This is a genomic window from Micromonospora sp. SL4-19, assembly GCF_047921475.1.
GTDB lineage: Bacteria > Actinomycetota > Actinomycetes > Mycobacteriales > Micromonosporaceae > Micromonospora.
Genome location: NZ_JBLROB010000008.1, coordinates 221347 through 240472, shown reverse-complemented (window position 1 = coordinate 240472; position 19126 = coordinate 221347). Strand labels below are relative to the sequence as shown.

The window sequence follows — 19126 nt, the reverse complement described above, 5'->3', positions numbered from 1 at the left end:
GTACTAGGCTGGACGGGTGAGCGTGACGACTTCCGGGCTGACCCCCCTCCGCGCCGGTGTGCTGGACTATCAGGCCGCCTGGGACGAGCAGCGCCGGCTGCACGAGGCCGTGGTGGCCGGCGAGCAGGGCGACACCGTGCTGCTGCTGGAGCACCCGAGCGTCTACACCGCCGGCAAGCGGACCGAGCCCTGGGACCGCCCGATGGACGGCACCCCGGTGATCGACGTGGACCGCGGCGGCAAGATCACCTGGCACGGGCCGGGACAGCTCGTCGGCTACCCGATCCTCAAGCTGCCCGCCCCGGTGGACGTGGTCGCGTACGTGCGGCGCACCGAGCAGCTGCTGATCGACGTCTGCGCCGAGTTCGGGCTGGCCGCCGGCCGGGTCGAGGGGCGCAGCGGCGTCTGGGTGCCGGAGGACGACCGTGGGCCGGCCCGCAAGGTCGCCGCGATCGGCATCCGGGTGGCCCGGGGCGTCACCCTGCACGGCTTCTCGATCAACTGCGACTGCGACCTGACCTACTTCGACCGGATCGTGCCGTGCGGCATCCGGGACGCCGGGGTCACCTCGCTCACCGCCGAGCTGGGCCGACCGGTCACCGTCGCCGACGTGCTCCCGGTTGTCGAGCGACGCCTGCCGACCCTGGTCCGGGTCGAGGACTGACCGGGTGCGGATCGATCTCGTCACCCTGGTCGTCGCCGACTACGACCCGGCGATCGCCTTCTTCACCGAGGTGCTGGGCTTCGAGCTGGTGGAGGACAAGCCGTCGCTGACCAACGACGGCCGCCCGAAGCGCTGGGTGGTGGTCCGGCCGCCGCGCGGCGGAACCGGGCTGCTGCTCGCCCGCGCCGACGGCGAGCGCCAGGAGGCCGCGGTCGGCGACCAGACCGCCGGGCGGGTCGGCTTCTTCCTTCAGGTCGACGACTTCGAGGCGACCTACCGCCGGATGGTCGAGGCGAACGTCGAGTTCGTCCGGCCTCCGCGCACCGAGCCGTACGGCCGGGTCGCCGTTTTCCGCGACCTGGAAGGCAACCCCTGGGACCTGCTCGGCCCCGCCTGACCCGGAAGGACCCCCGTTGACCGACCTGATGTCGACCCAGCAGCAGATCGCCGCGGAACTCGACGTGTCGCCGGCCTTCGACGCCGCGGCGGAGATCGAGCGCCGGGTCGTCTTCCTCGCCGACCGACTGGTCGACACGGGGCTGAAGACGCTGGTCCTCGGCATCAGCGGCGGGGTGGACTCCACCACCGCGGGTCGGCTCTGCCAGCTCGCGGTCGAACGGGCCCGCGATGCCGGTCACCCGGCGGTCTTCGTGGCGATGCGCCTGCCGTACGGCGTGCAGGCCGACGAGCACCACGCCCAGGCGGCCCTGGCGTTCATCCGGCCCGACCGTCTGCTCACGGTCGACGTCAAGCCGGCCAGCGACGCCGCCCTGGAGGCGCTGCTGGCGGGCGGGCTGACCTTCACCGACGCCGGCCAGCAGGACTTCGTGCACGGCAACATCAAGGCGCGGCAGCGGATGATCGCCCAGTACGCGGTGGCCGGAGCGACGGCCGGGCTGGTCGTCGGCACCGACCACGCGGCCGAGGCGGTCACCGGCTTCTTCACCAAGCACGGCGACGGGGCGGCGGACGTCGTACCCCTGACCGGGCTGACCAAGCGCCGGGTCCGCGCGATCGCCCAGGCGCTCGGCGCTCCTGCCGAGCTGGTCGGCAAGGCGCCCACCGCCGACCTGGAGAGCCTTGCCCCGGGCAAGCTGGACGAGGACGCGCTCGGCCTGACGTACGAGCAGATCGACGACTACCTGGAGGGCCGGCCGGTACCGGCGGAGGTGGCGGAGGCGCTGGTGACCCGCTATCGGGCCACCGAGCACAAGCGCCGCCTCCCGATCGCGCCGCCCACCGAGCCGGTGGGCCGGGAGGCGGACGACCGGGTCACCGCCCAGCAGGGTTGATCCGCGCCCGCAGCCACGCCTCGCAGAGCACGATCACGCCGCCGATGGCGGCGCCGATCGCCGTTTCCACCCCTCGGTCGAAGAGGAGCTGCCCGGCCGGACGGGCCACCGCGAGCTGCCCCATCAGCAGCGCCATCGGGGTGATGAACAGCAGCGCCAACCCGTAGTTGCGCCCCACCAGAAGCTCGGTGACGATCTGCAGCCCCGCCACCACGAGCACGATGGCGTACGGCGACAGGTGCGGTGCCAGCAGCGCCGCGCTGGTCAGCAGCCCGAGCAGCGTGCCGAGGGCCCGGTGCGCGGCGCGCACGAGCTGGGCGGTGACGCCCTGGACGCTCAGCGGGGCGGCCGCCGCCACCATCGCCCAGTACGGGTGCCCGATGCCGACGGCGGTCGCCGTGCCGCCGGCCAGCACCACCGCGAGGGCGTAGCGCACCGGCTGCCACGTCCACACGTGTGCCAGCCGGGCCGGCCGGCTCCGCTGCCGGCGCAGGACGCTGCCCACACTTCCGACCAACAGCGCGAACAGGCTGCTGAGCCCGGCCACGACGGCCGCGACCGGCACGTCCGAGACCCGGTGTGGGGCCGAGGCGACCGCACCGAACGCGAAGATGAGGAAGAGCGGTCCGGGCGGGTGCCAGTCCTGCGCGGCGGCGAGCACCGTGCCCAGCGCCGCGATGGCCGCGGTGACCGGCACCGCGACCCAGGCGCGCGACTCCAGCGAACCGACCAGCACCCCGAGCACGACCGACACCGTGAGCACCGCCCCGGCGCTCGCCTGCATCACCGCCCGGGACAGGTGCACGTGGTTGCGCCCGTAGAGCGAGGTGAACGCCCCGAAAACCGCGTACACGGACCAGCCGGGGTGGCCCAGCGCGAGCACCGTGAGCAGCGGGGCGAGGACGCTGATCCCGGCCCGCAGCGCGACCCGGTGGGCGCCCCGCACCGGGCGGACGTGCAGCAGGCCCCGCAGCGTCGCCCGCACCTGCTCGCCCATACCGCTCCCCACACCCGGCCGGTGACCCACCGGCCGCGCCTCTGCCGGCCATCAGCGAGGAGGGGTACCCGGATGTCGGGACTGATCACCCCTGACCGAGTCCGCCTCGCCAGAGCCTCATCGACGGCGCGCTCGCGGCGATCCGCATCCACGGCATCCCGGGGCGTCTCCGCCCGCACCGTCACGGTGGCCGACTCCTCCGAGCTGAACCGCCCTCACGGACCGTGATGAATGTGGCGCACTCAAGCCCAGCCCGACGCTCCCTTTGCTCTGCAGCCACCGGGGCAGCGGCAACTGAACGTCACTGCTGCGCCGATGGCTGCAGAGCAAAGCGCCGGGCTGGGGGTATGGGCCGATAACCGGGATCGGAGGAAATTCGCTGTTCAGCGGCATGTCGGTCGCGCAGGGGGCTACCCGCACCAGCTATCCATCTGCCCGGCAGTGACGTTCGGTCACCCCGCCCGGGTCACGGCCGGGAAGTCACCATCCGTAGCCGCCCCGAACGGACCCGAGCGGCTCACGGGGTGAGCCGGTGCAGGTCGCGGGGGAAGGCGGTCACCTCCCGGACGTTGGCCGCGCCGGTGAGTCGGGCGACGAAACGTTCCAACCCGATGGCGAAGCCCCCGTGTGGCGGCATGCCGTGCCGGAACGCGTCGATGTAGCCGGCGTACGGCTCGACCGGCTCGCCGCGGGCGGCGAGGGCGGCCAGGTAGTCCTCGTACCGGTGCAGCCGCTGCCCGCCGGTGACCAGCTCCATGCCCCGGAACAGCAGGTCGAACCCGTTGGAGTACGCCGGCCGGGCCGGGTCCGGGTGGGTGTAGAAGGGCCGCTTCGCCATCGGGTAACCGGTGACGAAGAGGAAGTCGGAGCCGTGCTCGGCGCGGGCCCACTCACCCAGCGCCCGCTCGTGGGCGGGCGCGAGGTCGGGCTCGTCGGCCGGCGCCCCGGCGATCGCCAGTGCCTCGGTGAAGTGCACCGCCGGGATCTCGGCGGGCACCTCGGGGGCCGCGACGTCGAGCGTGGCGAGCGCACCGGCGGCCCGCTCGCGGACCGCGTCGAGCATCCCGCACAGGACGTCCCGCAACACCCGCATCACGTCCCGGTGGTCGGCGACGAAGCCCAGCTCGACGTCGAGCGAGGTGTACTGGGCGAGGTGCCGGACGGTGTCGTGCGGCTCGGCCCGGAACACCGGCCCCACCTCGTACACCCGCTCGAAGACCCCGACCATGAGCTGCTTGTAGAACTGCGGCGACTGGGCCAGGTACGCGGGCCGGCCGAACCAGTCCAGCGCGAAGACGTTCGCCCCGCTCTCGGTGGACGAGGCCACCACCTTCGGGGTGTGGATCTCCACGAAGCCGCGGGTGTCCAGGGCGGCCCGGAATCCGCCCACCGCCGCCGCCGAGATCCGCAGCGCAGCTGAACGGGTCGGGTGGCGCAGCGCGGCCGGGGCGTGGTCGAGCTGGGTGGGCAGGGTGGCGGTGAGCGCCGGCCGGTAGAGGTCGAACGGCGGCGGCACGGCGGGCGGGCCGAGCGGTCGTACCGTCGGCTCGGTGAGCTCGACGCCGGCGGGGGCCGTGTCGTTCGCGACCACCCTGGCCGTGACCTCGACGACGGTCTCCTCGGTGAGCTTCTCGACGGCGGCGCGCACGGCCGGGTCGGTCACCACCACCTGGGCCAGACCGGCGGCGTCCCGGACGATCAGGAAGGCCACCGACTTGAGCAGCCGGCGGCGGTGCACCCAGCCGGCGATCCGGACGGTCGCGCCGACATGGCGGCTGAGCTGGGAGGACAGGATGCGTTGCATGGTGACTACCTCCTTGATCAATCGCAACGCGATCCCCAGGGAGGTGTGGGCGAGCGGGATCCTCGCGGTGCCACCACACCTTCGCCCCCGCCGAAGCGGGAGCCTCGTTCGTCGCCCGTGACGGGGGCCAGCCGGCGGGGTCTACTGGGCGCACGACGCCGTTCTGCCCGCAGCTCGGGAGGGTCTTCACGCACCGGCGCCAGACCGCCTTCCAGCAACCGGCGGCTCTCTGCACTGGCGGATCGGCGCGCTACTCGGCTCCGTCGCAGCTTTGCCGGGGACCCTAACACCCCGAACCGGCCCGTGTGACACCCCTTTTTTAGCCCCTGGTGTCCGGTGTCACAACGTCTACGGCGTGACGGCGGTCGCCCGACGTTCATCGACAGCCGCCGTCCGGCGTAGGCTCGGATTCGTGACGATCGAGCACTCCACGCCGACGACCCCGCAGGCCAGCCGCACCGCGACGGTGGCACCCGAGGGGCGCCGACTGCTACGCATCGAGGCGCGCAACGCCGAGACGCCGATCGAGCGCAAGCCGCCGTGGATCAAGGTCAAGGCCAAGATGGGGCCGGAATACACCCAGCTGCGCGGGCTGGTCTCGCGCGAGGGGCTGCACACGGTCTGTCAGGAGGCCGGCTGCCCGAACATCTACGAGTGCTGGGAGGACCGGGAGGCCACCTTCCTCATCGGTGGCGACCAGTGCACCCGGCGCTGCGACTTCTGCCAGATCGACACCGGCAAGCCCGCCGAGTTCGACGCCGACGAGCCGCGCCGGGTCGCCGAGTCGGTCGCCGCGATGGGCCTGCGCTACGCCACCATCACCGGCGTCGCCCGCGACGACCTGCCCGACGGCGGAGCCTGGCTCTACGCCGAGACGGTCCGGCAGATCCACGCCCTCCAGTCCGGCTGCGGTGTCGAGCTGCTGATCCCCGACTTCAACGCGGTGCCGGAGCAGCTCGCCGAGGTGTTCGGCGCCCGCCCCGAGGTGCTGGCGCACAACGTGGAGACCGTGCCGCGGATCTTCAAGCGGATCCGGCCGGCGTTCCGCTACGAGCGCTCCCTCGACGTGATCCGCCAGGCGCGCGCCGCCGGCCTGGTCACCAAGAGCAACCTGATCCTCGGCATGGGCGAGGAGCGGGCCGAGGTCTCCCAGGCGCTGCGCGACCTGCACGAGGCCGGCTGCGAGCTGATCACCATCACGCAGTACCTGCGCCCCTCCCCCCGGCACCACCCGGTCACCCGCTGGGTCAAGCCGGAGGAGTTCGTCGAGCTGCGCGAGGAGGCCGAGGAGATCGGCTTCGCCGGCGTGATGAGCGGCCCGCTGGTCCGCTCGTCGTACCGGGCCGGGCGGCTCTACCAGCAGGCGCTGACCGCCCGCGAGGGGGTCGCCGCCGCCGGCTGAGGCGGGTCTCCGGCCGCGTCACCCACCGTCGGCCGCCGCCCGGATGCCATGATCACAGGCATGACCACCGGGGTACGCCAGGAGCCACGCGAGGCCGCTCGCCCGCGTCCGCCCCGGCATCCCCGGTTGCCGGTGCTGCTCGCCCTGCTCGTCGGGCTGGCCGGGGTCGGGTACCGGCTGGCGCTGCTGCTCGCCGACGCCCCGCCCACCAACAGCGACGAGGCGACGATGGGCCTGGCCGCCCTGCACATCGCCCGCGGCGAGGGCTTCCCGGTCTGGTTCTACGGGCAGGCGTACATGGGGACGCTGGAGGCCTACCTCGCGGCGCCGCTGGTCGCGCTGGCCGGGCCGTCCGTGCTCGCGCTGCGGCTGCCCGTCCTCGCGCTGTACGCGCTCTTCCTGGCCCTGTCCTGGCGGCTCGCCCGCCGGCTCGGCGGCGACGACTGGTTCGCCCTGCTGGTCGTCGGCTTCCTCGCCCTCGGCTCGGACCGGGTGGTGAAGAACCAGCTGATCGCCGGCGGTGGCTACCCCGAGCTGAACCCGGCCGGGGTGGCGCTCGCCCTGCTCACCGTGGGCCTGTGCGCCACCGGGTCCGGCGCGCGGCTGCCCCGCTGGGCGGCCTGGGGGCTGGTCTCCGGCCTGATGCTCTGGGTCGACCCGCTGGTGCTGCCGTACGTGGTGGGCACCGGCGTGGTGCTGGTGGCCCGGCGGCGGCGCGAGCTGGCCGGCCGGGCGGGGCTGGTGGTGGCGGGCACGCTGCTGCTGGGGGCGGCGCCCATGCTGGTCGACAGCCTCCGGCACGGCCGCAACCCGCTCGCCGCGGTCCTCACCGCCAGCGGCGGGGAGGCGGCGGCGGGCTGGGGCGAACGGCTGTACGGGGGCCTGGTGCTCGGGCCGCCGCTGGGCATGGGTTTCTGCTCCCCGAGCCACTGCGCCGCCTGGCAGCTCTGGTGGGCCCTGGCGTTCCCGATCCTGCTGCTGCTCGCGGCGGTGGGCGCCTGGCGCACCCTCCGCACGCCGATGGCGCCTGCCGATCTTGGGCGGTTGCCGCTCGCTGCGAGCCGTCCACGATCCGGCGACGAGCCCGGCGGCGCGGTGGGGCGACGGGTGTCGGCGGCGGTGCGGGTGGCGCTGCTTGGCGGGGCAGCGGCGGTGCTGGCGGCATACACCGTGAGCAGCGCGGCTGGGGAGACACCGGTGGAGAGTGCCCGCTACCTCTCCTGCCTGGCGGTCGCCACGCCGGCCCTGCTCTGGCCACTGTGGCGCGCGGCGCAGCGGGACGTCCGTCCATCATCTCCACTCGACCTGGTGGCGGTGACCGTGCTGGCGGCGGTCCTCGGCACGGCCACTGTGGCGACCGTCGCCGCGATCCGTGCCGTGCCAGCCACCCACGCCGAGGCCGGCCGGCACCGCGCGCTCGTCGACGCCCTGGGCGCGCTGGGCGTACGGCACGTGCGCGGCGGCTACTGGACCTGTAACCGGCTCACCTTCGCCACCGGCGAGGACGTGGTCTGCGCGGTGGTCGACGACGAACTGCGCCCCGGCTTCGACCGCCGGCCGGCGTACCGGCGGGCGGTGGCGGCCGATCCCGGCGCGGCCTGGGTCGCACCGGTCGGCTCGCCGCTGGCCGCCCGGCTCGACCAGCGACTCGGCGCCGGCCGGGACGCCCTGGACGTGGTCATCGTCGATGGCTGGCGGATCTACCTCCCCCGACGCTGACCGGGGACGATCAGCTGGTGCGCTGGTGCGGCACCGGATCGCGGTCGAGCAGGCCGAGGCGGTGGGCGAGTGCGGCCGCCTCCACCCGGTTGCTCACGTCCAGCTTGGCGATGATCCGGGACACGTGCACGCTGGCCGTCTTCGGCGAGATGAAGAGCCGCTCCGCGATCCTGCTGTTGCTGTGCCCCTCGGCCACCAACCGCAGCACCTCCTGCTCCCGGCTGGTGAGCAGGTCCGGCCCGGGGCGGCCACCGCCGCGCAGCCCGACCCGGCGGGCCAGGATGGCGGCCTCCTCGCCCAGCGGGGTGGCGCCGAGCCGGACCGCGATGTCGGCGACCTCGCGTACCGCGACGGCGACGTTGTCCCGCTCGCCGGCCGCGGCGGCCGCCTCGGCCAGCCCGAGCAGCGCCCGGCCCAGCGGGTACGGCTGCCCGGCCGCCCGCCACGCCTGCACCGCCGCCCGCCAGGCCGACAGCACCCCGCCACCGCCACCGGCAGCACCGGCACCCGCGCCAGCATCGCCGCCAACCGCACCGGCACCAGTGCCAGTGAGGATCGCGGCGACCTGGGCGGCGTGCGCCCGTTCTGCCGGATAGCGGGTGGGCAGGGCGGCGGCCACCGTGGCCACCTCTCCGGCCAGGCCGGCGTCGCCGACCAGCGCGGCGGTACGCGCCACAGCGGTGAGCACCGGCCAGCCCTCCCGGGGCAGGTCGCCCAGGCGCTCGTCGGCCAGGGCGGCGTGGGCCGCGCGTACCGCTTCCACCTTGTCGTCCGCCGCGAGGGCGGCCTCGATCCGCAGCTCGCGCAGCGGCAGCCGGTGGTTCGGCCAGAGGTACGGCCGGGCCAGGAAAGCCAGCGCCCGGCCGACCGCCTCGTCGGCGGCGGGGTGGGACCGGGCCAGCCGTAGCCCGGCCCGAAGCTGAAGCCAGTGCAGCCCGGACACCCCCGGCGGGTCGATCCGGGCGGCCTCGGCGCAGGCCGCGTCGGCCTCGTCCCAGCGGCCCAGCGCGATCAGCGCCTCGGCCCGGTTCGACAGCAGGTACGCCCCGCTGGAGCGGCTGATCCCCACCCGGCGCGCCTCGCTGACCCCGGCGGCGGCCGCCTCCTCCGACTCGGCGTACCGGCCCAGCTCGTAGAGCACGTCGGAGAGGTGGACGAGGGCGCTGACCAGCGCCGGTGCGTTGCCGGTGGCCCGGGCCAGGGCCTCCGCCTCTCGCAGCTCGGCCAGCCCAAGGTCGGGGGCTTTCATGCCGGTGCGGCAGATCATGGCGATCCGGGTGGGCAGCAGGGCCACGTCCTCGCCGATCGCCTCGGCCGCGGCCATCGCCTCGGCGGCCACCGAGGCGGCCCGCTCGGGATCGATCTTCAGGAGGTGAGCCGCGATGTCGGAAAGCAGCCGGACCCGCTCCGGGCCGTCCGGCACCCCCGCCGCCAGCTCGTACGCCCGGCGGACCTCGTCGGTCCCGTCGCTCTTGCCGAGCAGCGCCAGCAGCCGACCGCGCTGGTCGAGCAGGCGGGCGGCGCGCAGCGGCTCGGCATCCGGGTCCACCTCGGCCAGCGCGGCCCGGGTGAGGGTCAGCGCCCGGTTGTAGTCGCCGGCCGTGGTGGCCGCGGCCAGGGTCTCCTCCAGCACCCGCAGGTGGTCCATGCCGAGCCGCTCGGCGGCGTCGGGCACCAGCTCCCACAGTTCGAGGACCCGCTCCAGCAGCCGGCTCTGCTCGGCGTACGCGTACCGGTCGGCGGCGGCGCAGGCCGCCACGCGGGCGGCGACCAGGGCGCGCGGGTGGTCGTGGGCCGCGTACCAGTGGTGCGCGATCTCGGCCGGGGCGCGACCGGCGGCCACCAGGTGCGGCTGCGCCTCGATCGCGGCGGCGTACCGGGCGTGCAGCCGGGCGTGCTCGCCGGGGAGCAGCTCGTCGTGGACGGCCTCGCGGACCAGCGCGTGCCGGAACTCGTAGTCGCCGTCCGGGTCGGCCACCACGAGCTGGGCGGCCACGGCGGCGCGCAGCGCGTCCTCCAGTTCGTGCTCGGGCAGGCCGGCGACCTCGGCGAGGAGCTGGTGGGCGAAGCGGGTGCCGCCGGCGGCGGCGATCCGCAGCACCCGCTGCGCCGGGTCGGGCAGCCGGTCCACCCGGGCCAGCAGCAGGTCGCGCAGGGTCTCCGGCAGCACGGCGCAGCCCACCGGGTCGCCGGCGGCGGCCAGCTCCTCGATGAAGAACGGGTTGCCCTGGGTGCGGCGGTGCACGTCGTCGACGGCCCGGGTGGCCGGTTCGGCGCCGAGCAGGTCGGCCAGGATGGCGGCCGTGCCGTCGCGGTCCAGCCGGCCCAGCTCGACCCGGTCCACCCCGCGTGCCCGGTCGAGCTCGGCGAGGAAGGGGCGCAGCGGGTGGCCGCGGTGCAGCTCGTCGGTGCGGTAGGTGCAGACCAGCAGCAGGCGGGCGGCGCGGGCGGCCCGCACCAGGAAGCCGATCAGGTCCCGGGTGGACCGGTCGGCCCAGTGCAGGTCCTCGATGACCAGCACCAGCGGCCGTTCCTCGGCGAGCCGCCGGAACAGGTCGGCGACCAGGTCGAACAGGTAGCCGCGCGGGGTGTCCGAGACGGGCAGCCCGGTGGGCGCGGCCCCGGCCGGCACCCGGGCCAGCTCCGGCAGCAGCCGGGCGAACTCGGCCTCGTACCCGGCGAACGCGGCCGGGCCGTCGCGGCGCAGCACCTCGCGCAGCGCGGCGGCGAACGGCGCGAACGGCAGGCCGGCCTCGCCGAGCTCCAGGCACTGGCCGACCAGCACCCGCGCCTCGGCAGCGGCCCCGAACTCCTCTATCAGTCGGGTCTTGCCGACGCCGGCCTCGCCGCCGACCAGCACCGTGCTGGGCTCCCCGGCGCGGGCCCGACCGAGCGCTTCGCGCAACCCGGTCAGCTCCGGCTGCCGGCCGACGAGGACGGTGCTGGCGGCGCGTACGGTCACGCCGTCGAGCATGCCATGGCGGATGCCCGCGCCGTCCCCGCCGACCAGCCGGTCTCCCGCCGGCCCGGCCGCCCCCGTGCCGGCCGGGCCCGCGACCGGCGCGGCGAGCGTGGTCACCGGCGGCCGTCGACGGCGCGTGCGGCGGGCTGCCGCCGGCTCAGCCAGCCGCGCGGGTGGCGGCGGGGCAGCGACCGGGCGAGCCGGTCGCGGGCCGCGTCGGCCTGGAGCTCGGCGGCGTGGTTGCGGTGGATGGTGAGGAGCAGGTCTGCGTCGTTGCCGAACATCTTGATTTCCCCTGTCGTGCGGTTCGTGTCGCTGTCGATGTCGACTTTCCGCGCGAAGGTGGCCTCGGGGCATGGGTGCGCCGCCCGATCTTCGGCCACTCCCCCTCCTTACCGGGGGGCCTCAGCGGGCCGGCGGCGACGTAAGGTACTCAGCGCCGGGACGGAGGGCCGGCCGCGGATCAACGGGGCGCGGGACGCCCACTAGACTCTGCGGCATGGCAAAGCCCCAGGAGAAGGTCTCGTTCGGCCAGCGGCTGAAGCAGATCGGGATGGTGTTCCGATTCACCGCCAAGCAGGACCGGTGGTTCGCGCCGCTGACCGCGGCCGCGGTGCTGATCCCGCTCGCGCTCACCGTGGTCGCGATCATTCTCTACGGCTGGATCTGGCTGCCGATCGGCATCCTGTTCGCCCTGCTCGCCGTGCTGATCGTGCTCAACCTGCGGTCCAACAAGGCGATGATGAACGCCGCCGAGGGGCAGCCCGGCGCGGCGGCGCAGATCATGGAGAGCATGCGCGGCGACTGGCGGGTCACCCCGGCCGTCAGCTCCACCACCCAGATGGACATGGTGCACCTGGTGCTCGGCCGGCCCGGCGTGATCCTGCTGGCCGAGGGGCACCCGCAGCGCGTGCGCGGCCTGCTCGGCCAGGAGAAGCGCCGGCTGGCCAAGGTGATCGGCACCGCCCCGCTGCACGACTTCGTGATCGGCCAGGGCGAGGACGAGCTGCCGATCCGCAAGCTGCGGATGACCCTGATGCGGCTGCCCCGCACGCTCTCGCCGAAGGACGTGAACGCCCTGGACAAGCGGCTCAAGGCGCTCACCGCCCGCCCGCAGATGCCCAAGGGCGCGATCCCGAAGAACATGCGCCCGCCGCGAGGCGCCTTCCGCCAGACCCGGGGCCGCTGACCCCCCCGTCGTACGCGAACAGGAGCCGGACCCCCACGGGGGCCGGCTCCTTCGCCTTTCGGCAGGGTCAGGCGCGGGCGGGGCGGGGGGCGTCGGCGATGACCGAGCCGGTGAGGCGGTCGTGCAGGCCGCGACGGTGCTCGTCCATGATCAGAGCGGGCACCACCAGGGCGAGCAGGATGCCCCGGAGCAGTGCCCGGACCGGGCCGATCCGGCCGCCGTCGGACCAGGCCAGGCAGCGGATCCTGGTGACGTACATGCCGGGGGTCTGGGCGAACAGGCCGAGGAAGAAGCCGTACTCCACGATCAGCACCACGACCGGCGGCCAACCGTCGCGCACCGGGTCGGCGAAGAGGTTGGCCACCAGCAGGCAGAGCACCCAGTCGATGACGAGGGCGCCGAAGCGGCGGCCGAGGCTGGGCGGCGTGAAGGCGGAATCCGTGGCGGGCGGCACCGGCACGGCGGCGGTATCGGTCACAGCGGTCAAGGGTAGCCAACCGCCCGTCGGAAACCGGGAGTACGGCGGTGGGCAGGGGTGTCGGTCACTGTCCCCGCCCGCCGGTTCAGCGCGAGCCGCGGAATCGGACCAAAGCCATCAAAAGGCGCTACACGGTCACAGGGAGTATCGTCCGAACGGAGAGCCGGAGGTGGCTGAGCGGCGCCGATGACGCCCCGCGAGGACGTAACACGGCGGAAACAGGGGAGACACGGCCGGGCAACCCCACCGCCATACCGTCGCCAGGAGCCAGCCACCGGAGTGAGCCTGCCAGGAGGACACGTGTTCGCCAATCCCGAGGAACTCCTGCGATACCTCAAGAACGAGGACGTGAAGTTCGTCGACGTACGTTTCTGTGACCTGCCCGGCGTGATGCAGCACTTCAACCTGCCGGTCGAGTCCTTCGACGACAGCGTCTTCACCGACGGCCTCGCGTTCGACGGTTCGTCGATCCGCGGCTTCCAGGCGATCCACGAGTCGGACATGCTCCTGCTCCCGGACGTCGCGTCCGCCTTCATCGACCCGTTCCGCGCGCAGAAGACCCTCGCGCTGAACTTCTTCATCCACGACCCGTTCACCCGGGAGGCCTACTCCCGCGACCCGCGGAACGTGGCCAAGAAGGCCGAGGCCTTCCTCGCCTCCAGCGGCATCGCCGACACCGCGTACTTCGGCGCCGAGGCGGAGTTCTACATCTTCGACTCGATCCGCCACGAGACCTCCGCGCACCGGTCGTTCTACTACATCGACTCGATCGAGGGCGCCTGGAACACCGGCCGCGAGGAGGAGGGCGGCAACCGCGGCTACAAGACCGCGTACAAGGGTGGTTACTTCCCGGTTCCGCCGGTCGACCACTACGCCGACCTGCGGGACAGCATCGTCCGGCGGCTGGTCGACGCCGGCTACTCGGTGGAGCGCTCGCACCACGAGGTCGGCACCGCCGGCCAGTCGGAGATCAACTACCGGTTCTCCACCCTGCTGCACGCCGGTGACCAGCTCCAGCTCTTCAAGTACATCGTGAAGAACGAGACCTGGGCCAACGGCAAGACCGCCACCTTCATGCCGAAGCCGCTCTTCGGCGACAACGGCTCCGGCATGCACACCCACCAGAGCCTCTGGCTCAACGGTGAGCCGCTGTTCTACGACGAGACCGGGTACGCCGGCCTGTCGGACACCGCCCGCTGGTACATCGGCGGCCTGCTGCACCACGCGCCGTCGCTGCTGGCCTTCACCAACCCGACGGTCAACTCCTACCGCCGCCTGGTGCCGGGCTTCGAGGCGCCGGTCAACCTGGTCTACTCGCAGCGCAACCGCTCCGCCTGCACCCGTATCCCGGTCACCGGCAGCAACGCGAAGGCCAAGCGGGTCGAGTTCCGGGTGCCGGATCCCTCCAGCAACCCCTACCTCGCCTTCTCGGCGATGCTGATGGCCGGCCTGGACGGCATCAAGAACAAGATCGAGCCGCCGGCGCCGATCGACAAGGACCTGTACGACCTGCCGCCGGAGGAGTGGGGCGACGTCAAGCAGGTCCCGGGCTCGCTGCCCGAGGTGCTCGACGCGCTCGAGGCCGACCACGACTACCTGCTCGACGGCGGCGTGTTCACGCCGGACCTGATCACCACCTGGGTGGATTGGAAGCGGACCAACGAGGTCGACCCGGTGCGCCTGCGCCCGACCCCGCACGAGTTCGCCATGTACTTCGACTGCTGATCGACCTCTCCACCGGCCGGGCCGGCTCCGCGACCGCGGGGCCGGCCCGGCCGTCCGCGTACGGCGTCAGCGAGCGCGTCGGGTCAGGGCCGCCCGGACTCCCCAGACCGCCACCGTCACGACCAGCGCGGTCATCAGGATCGCCCCCGGCGCCTTGGTGAACCGGGCCAGGTTGGTGCCGTCCGGCAGGACGAGGCAGGACGCCACGGCACAGGGTGCCACGAACCAGACGGTCCGGGCCACCGACACCGTCGCCACCGCGAGCAGTGCCAGCGGCCAGGTCGCGTACCAGGGGTGGAAGACCGGGGCGAGCAGCACCGTGGCGGCCAGCGCGAGCCCGGCACCGGTCAGGGCCACCCGGGGTCGGTCGACGGCCAGCCGGGCCACCCGCTGCCGGACGTCGCCCAGCCGGCGCAGCGCCGTCCAGGCCCACCACCAGAGCGCCGCGAGCAGCACCGCGAGCAGCGCCAGCGCGACCAACCGGACCACCGGCACGGCGTGCGGCTCCGGGCCGAACAAGGTGCCGGCGTAGTCGACCACGAACCCCACCGCGGTCGGCGGCGAGGTCCACTGCTGCGAGTCACCGCTGTGCGCCAGGCCGCCCACCCAGCCAAGGCCCAGCCCGGTGGCAAGCGAGGTGACCAGCAACGCGGCCAGCACTCCCCCGGCCAGCCAACCGGCGTCGCGCAGCAACGCACGCACCGTGTAGCGGCCCCCCACCGCGGCGAGCGCGGCGAACGGGAGCACCACCACGGCGACGGCCTTCACCGCCACCGCCAGCCCCAGCAGCACCCCGGCCACCAGCAACGCCCGTGGCTTGCCGGGCCGGCGCACCAGCACCAGCAGGCCGAACAGGAGCAGCCCGAGCCCGACCGCGTCGTTGTGCGCGCCGGCCACCAGGTGCACCCCGACGAGCGGGCAGGCCAGCGCGAGCCAGGCCGCCCGCCGGGTCGGCACCCCGACCGCGTGGGCCAGCCCGGGCAGGCAGAGAGCGGCCAGCAGCACCCCGGCGACCGCGATCAGCCGCAGCAGCACGATCGCCCCGACCAGGCCGCCGCCGAGCAGCACCGCCAGGCCCGCCAGCAGGACGAAGAACGGCCCGTACGGCGCCGGGGTGTCCCGCCAGATCGGCGGCACCGCGTCGGTCCAGGGGCAGCCGGCCGCGGCCACGCCGACCCGGTACGGATCGGTGCCGTGCGTCCAGGACCAGCCCTGGCAGGCGTACGAGTAGACGTCCCGGCTACCCAGTGGCGGTGCGGCCAGCAGCGGCAGCAGCCAGAGCCCGGCGGTCAGGTAGGCCCACCGGGCCGACGGGGCACCCCAGCGCAGCGACCACCACGCGCCCACCAGCAGGGCCGTGCCGGCCAGCCAGCAGCCGAGCACCGCCGGCCCGTGCGGGGCCCGCCAGATGTCGAGGAGGCTGTCGGCGGCGGGGACGTGGGGCAGTGCCCCGCCCAGCCAGCCGGCGACGGTCAGCAGCACCGCCCCGGCGAGCCCGGCGTACCGCGCGAGCGCGGCGGCGACGGGCCGCACCGGCCCGACGGGCTCGCTCACCGGCACCTCTCCTCAGTCGGCGGGGACCGGCTGGCGGGCCGCCCGAGCCGACCGTACCAATCTGACCACCACCACGATCACCAACAGCGTCATCAGGGGGGCACCCGGCATCTTGGTGTACCGGGGTAAACCGGTGCCGTCGGCCAGCACCAGGAACGACGACACGAGGGCGACGACGGAAAACCAGGTGGTCCGGCGGGCCGTGGCGGCGAGCACGGCCAACGGCCAGATCCAGTACCAGGGGTGGAAGAGCGGGGACAGCGCGACGGTCGCGGCCAGCGCGAAGCCGGCGTGCAGGATCGGGTGCCGGGTCCGGGCCCGCCACCAGAGCCCGACCAGCAGCACGCCGAGCACCACCACGGCGATGCCGCGGGTGACCGGCAGCGCGTCGATGTGCGCGCCGAAGAGCGCCGCGAGGTAGCCGACGGTCTGCCCGACGGCGGTCGGCGGCGAGGTCCAGGCGACCACCAGGCCGCCCTGCTCCAAGCCGCTGATGAAACCGAGGCCCAGGCCCGCGGCCAGGGTCGCCCCGACCACCGCGGCCAGCGCCCCGCCGACCACCCATCCGCCGTCTCGGACCAGCGCGCGAATCCGGTACGGCCCGACGATCGCGGCCAACGCGGCGAACGGCACCACGACCAGCGCGGTGATCTTGATCGCAGCGGCCAGCCCGAGCAGCAGCCCGCCGCCGAGCAGCGGCAGCGCGCGGCCCGGCCGGGCGGCGACCACCGCCAGCCCGGCGGTGAGCAGGCCCACCATGATCGCGTCGTTGTGCGCGCCGGATATCAGGTGCACTGGCACCAGGGGGCAGGCCAGCGCCAGCCAGAGCGCGCGCTGCGGCGGCACCCCGCAGCGGCGGGCCAGCACCGGCAGGGACCACGCGGTCAGCGCCACGCCGGCGACCGCGAGCGCCCGGAACAGCGCGACGCTGCCGAACAGCGACCCGGTGGCCGCCACGATCGCGCCGGAGATCATCACGAACAGTGGACCGTACGGGGCCGGGGTGTCCCGCCAGATGTACGAGATGGTGTCCAGCCACGGGCAGGGCAGGGCGGAGACGCCCTGCTCGTACGGGTTGATCCCGGCGTTGTAGCTGGCGCCCTGGCAGGCGTACGCGTACGCGTCGCGGCTGCCGAGGGGCGGCGTGACCAGCATCGGCAGCAGCCAGAGCGTGACCGTGACCAGCACCCAACGGGTCGACGGCACCCGGTGGCGCAGCGACCACCAGGCCCAGCCCAGCAACGCGGTGCCGGCCAGCCAGGTACCGATGATCAACGGCCCGTTCGGGCCCTGCCAGATGCTGACCGGGGTGGGGCGCAGGTTTCCGTGCGGCAGCGCGCCGCCGAGGAAGGCGGCCACGGCGAGCAGCACCGAGCCCGCCAGGCCGATCCAGCGCGAGAGGTGGTGAGGCACGCCGGACATGCTGCCAGTACGGTGGGTCGCGATCAGGAGGTGGGCATGCGGGGTGGTCGGGCGGTGGCGGTGTCCGCCGCGTTCGCGCTCGTCCTCGGCGTGCTGTATCTCACCCTGCCCGCGACCGGCTCGGACCTGTCGGCCCAGGTGGCCCGCGCCGGCTTCTTCGCCGCCCACGGGCCCGCGCCGGTCGACCTGCGCTGGTACGGCGGCGTCCATCCGTGGGGCTACAGTCTGGTCTCGCCGCCGCTGATGGCCCTGCTCGGGGTACGCGCCACCGGCGCGCTCGCGCTGCTCGGGTCGGCGACCGCGTTCGCGGCGCTGCTGGTCCGCACCCGCGTGCCCCGGCCCCTGCTCGGCGGCCTGGTCGGGGTGCTCACCATCGCCGGCAACCTGGTCTCCGGCCGGGTGACGTACGCCCTCGGGGTCGCCTTCGGCCTGGCCGCGCTGCTCGCGCTCACCCTGTCGGCCGGGCCGGACCGGCGCGCCGGCTGGCACCGCGGGGCGCTGACCGGCCTCGCGGCCCTGCTCGCCTCGGCGGCCAGCCCGGTGGCCGGGCTCTTCGTCGGCCTGGCCGGCGTCGCGCTGCTGCTCACCCGCCGGTACGCCGACGGCCTGCTGCTCGCCGCGCCCGCCGCCGCGCCGCTGGCCGTCACCGGGCTGCTCTTGGGCGAGGGCGGCTGGATGAACATCAGCCGGGCCGACACCCTGCACGCGGTGGTGACCAGCCTGGTGGTGGCCGCGCTCGTGGCGTACCGGCCGGTGCGGGTGGGCGGGCTGCTGTCGGGGGCCGGCGTGCTGGCCGCGGCGCTGCTGCACACCCCGGTCGGACTGAACGCCACCCGCCTGGTGGTGATGTTCGCCCTCCCCGTGCTGGCCGCCACCGCGCACCTCCCCCGGTGGCTGGCGGACCGCCTGCCGGCGCCGTCGGGGCGGCGAACGGCCGGCCCGCTGGGCCTGGCCGCCCTGCTCGTGGCGGCGTGCTGGTGGCAGCCGCCGGTGGTCGCCGCCGACGTGCGCAGCGCGGGCGACCCCACCGCCGATCCGGCCTACTTCGCGCCGCTGCGGGCGGAGCTGGTCCGGCGCGGGCTGGCCGGGCGGGTGGAGGTGCCACCGACCCGCAACTACTGGGAGGCCGCCCACCTCGGCGAGGTGCCGCTGGCCCGGGGCTGGCTGCGCCAGGCCGACATCGGTCGCCACCCGCTCTTCTTCACCACCGTCCCGGGCGCGGCCGGCACCGGCGTCCCGCTCACCGCGGCGAGTTACCACGCCTGGCTGGCCGACAACGCGGTGCAGTACGTCGCCGTCCCCGACGCCGAGCTGTCCTGGGTGGGACGTCCCGAGGCCGAGCTGGTCGCGGCCGGCCTGCCGTACCTCACCGAGGTCTGGTCCGACGCGCACTGGCGGCTGTACGCGGTGGCCGACCCGACTCCGCTGGTGGGCGCGCCCGGCGAGCTGGTCCGGCAGGACGCCGCCTCGGTGACCTTCCGCGTCCCCGGCCCTGCCACGGTGCCGATCCGGGTGCGCCACGACCGCTGGCTGGGTGTCACCGGCGGCGCGACGCTCACCACCGACGGGGCGTGGACGGCGGTGACCGTGCCGCGCGCCGGCACGTACACGCTCGGCAGCTGACGCAGGGGAGGAACTGGCCGGCCCGTGCAGGCTGGCTGCCCAGCTACCGGGCTGCTGGTTTCGCCCCGTGACGCACGCCAGCCCGCGTGCCGACAGATGGCTCCCCAGCCGCTACGAACTTGATGACGTGAACGACTCACTTCGATCGCAGCCCTGACGGCGGCCCCGGGTGATCCATCCACGTCATCAAGTTTGTAGGCACGGAAGGCGGTAGGTCGGCCCCGCGTCCGGACAGGCCCGACGCGCAGAAGGGGGTAGGTCGGCCCCGCGTCCGGGCGGGACCGACCGCCGTGTC

General features: G+C 74.4%; 15 protein-coding genes. 8 read left to right on the top strand and 7 right to left on the bottom strand.

Going from position 1 to position 19126, the window contains the following annotated elements; all coding sequences use genetic code 11:
• The first annotated feature begins 16 nt into the window (after positions 1 to 16).
• Genes lipB through nadE form a run of 3 tightly spaced genes read left to right on the top strand, consistent with a single transcriptional unit; the run spans position 17 to position 1956 of the window.
• On the top strand, positions 17 to 664 hold the full coding sequence (gene lipB, locus ACNAVT_RS14370) for a lipoyl(octanoyl) transferase LipB (RefSeq protein WP_416296417.1): 648 nt from the start codon (positions 17 to 19) through the stop codon (positions 662 to 664).
• A 4-nt stretch (positions 665 to 668) separates the two neighbouring features.
• Entirely contained in the window at positions 669 to 1061 is a 393-nt protein-coding gene (locus ACNAVT_RS14365; RefSeq protein ID WP_416296415.1) for a VOC family protein, read from the top strand.
• Between the two features lie 16 nt (positions 1062 to 1077).
• Complete coding sequence (gene nadE / locus ACNAVT_RS14360; RefSeq protein ID WP_416296413.1) at positions 1078 to 1956, top strand: ammonia-dependent NAD(+) synthetase; 879 nt, start codon at positions 1078 to 1080, stop codon at positions 1954 to 1956.
• On the opposite strand, the gene ACNAVT_RS14355 is transcribed toward nadE, so the two are convergent.
• On the bottom strand, positions 1937 to 2953 hold the full coding sequence (locus ACNAVT_RS14355) for an FUSC family protein (RefSeq protein WP_416296411.1): 1017 nt from the start codon (positions 2951 to 2953) through the stop codon (positions 1937 to 1939). The genes nadE and ACNAVT_RS14355 overlap by 20 nt on opposite strands.
• 517 nt (positions 2954 to 3470) lie before the next feature.
• Complete coding sequence (gene aspS, locus ACNAVT_RS14350) at positions 3471 to 4757, bottom strand: aspartate--tRNA(Asn) ligase (protein WP_416296409.1); 1287 nt, start codon at positions 4755 to 4757, stop codon at positions 3471 to 3473.
• 355 nt (positions 4758 to 5112) lie between these two features.
• On the opposite strand from aspS, the gene lipA reads away from it, so the two are divergent.
• Positions 5113 to 6159, top strand: coding sequence for a lipoyl synthase (gene lipA, locus ACNAVT_RS14345; RefSeq protein ID WP_416296407.1), 1047 nt, complete (start codon positions 5113 to 5115; stop codon positions 6157 to 6159).
• A gap of 60 nt (positions 6160 to 6219) precedes the next feature.
• On the top strand, positions 6220 to 7878 hold the full coding sequence (locus tag ACNAVT_RS14340) for a DUF423 domain-containing protein (RefSeq protein WP_416296405.1): 1659 nt from the start codon (positions 6220 to 6222) through the stop codon (positions 7876 to 7878).
• Between the two features lie 10 nt (positions 7879 to 7888).
• On the opposite strand, the gene ACNAVT_RS14335 is transcribed toward ACNAVT_RS14340, so the two are convergent.
• Both ACNAVT_RS14335 and ACNAVT_RS14330 read right to left on the bottom strand, forming a co-directional pair.
• Positions 7889 to 10852, bottom strand: a complete 2964-nt coding sequence (locus tag ACNAVT_RS14335; RefSeq protein ID WP_416296465.1) for a helix-turn-helix transcriptional regulator — start codon at positions 10850 to 10852, stop codon at positions 7889 to 7891.
• Positions 10853 to 10953: 101 nt separating this feature from the next.
• Positions 10954 to 11223 (bottom strand): hypothetical protein, encoded by a 270-nt coding sequence (locus ACNAVT_RS14330; protein ID WP_416296403.1) that lies wholly within the window; start codon positions 11221 to 11223, stop codon positions 10954 to 10956.
• Positions 11224 to 11339: 116 nt separating this feature from the next.
• On the opposite strand from ACNAVT_RS14330, the gene ACNAVT_RS14325 reads away from it, so the two are divergent.
• Positions 11340 to 12029, top strand: a complete 690-nt coding sequence (locus tag ACNAVT_RS14325) for a DUF4191 domain-containing protein (RefSeq protein ID WP_416296401.1) — start codon at positions 11340 to 11342, stop codon at positions 12027 to 12029.
• A gap of 67 nt (positions 12030 to 12096) precedes the next feature.
• On the opposite strand, the gene ACNAVT_RS14320 is transcribed toward ACNAVT_RS14325, so the two are convergent.
• Positions 12097 to 12507 (bottom strand): RDD family protein, encoded by a 411-nt coding sequence (locus tag ACNAVT_RS14320; protein WP_416296399.1) that lies wholly within the window; start codon positions 12505 to 12507, stop codon positions 12097 to 12099.
• A 300-nt stretch (positions 12508 to 12807) separates the two neighbouring features.
• Between ACNAVT_RS14320 and glnA the strand changes: the two genes are divergently transcribed.
• Positions 12808 to 14232, top strand: a complete 1425-nt coding sequence (gene glnA / locus ACNAVT_RS14315) for a type I glutamate--ammonia ligase (RefSeq protein ID WP_416296397.1) — start codon at positions 12808 to 12810, stop codon at positions 14230 to 14232.
• 66 nt (positions 14233 to 14298) lie between these two features.
• Here the strand turns inward: glnA and mptB (ACNAVT_RS14310) are convergent, their stop codons facing one another.
• On the bottom strand, positions 14299 to 15786 hold the full coding sequence (gene mptB / locus ACNAVT_RS14310) for a polyprenol phosphomannose-dependent alpha 1,6 mannosyltransferase MptB (protein ID WP_416296396.1): 1488 nt from the start codon (positions 15784 to 15786) through the stop codon (positions 14299 to 14301).
• Positions 15787 to 15798: 12 nt separating this feature from the next.
• Complete coding sequence (gene mptB, locus ACNAVT_RS14305) at positions 15799 to 17199, bottom strand: polyprenol phosphomannose-dependent alpha 1,6 mannosyltransferase MptB (RefSeq protein WP_416296394.1); 1401 nt, start codon at positions 17197 to 17199, stop codon at positions 15799 to 15801.
• A gap of 45 nt (positions 17200 to 17244) precedes the next feature.
• Between mptB (ACNAVT_RS14305) and ACNAVT_RS14300 the strand changes: the two genes are divergently transcribed.
• Positions 17245 to 18831 carry a hypothetical protein gene (locus tag ACNAVT_RS14300; RefSeq protein ID WP_416296392.1) on the top strand — a complete coding sequence of 529 codons (1587 nt, stop codon included), beginning with the start codon at positions 17245 to 17247 and terminating at the stop codon, positions 18829 to 18831.
• Positions 18832 to 19126: the final 295 nt, after the last annotated feature.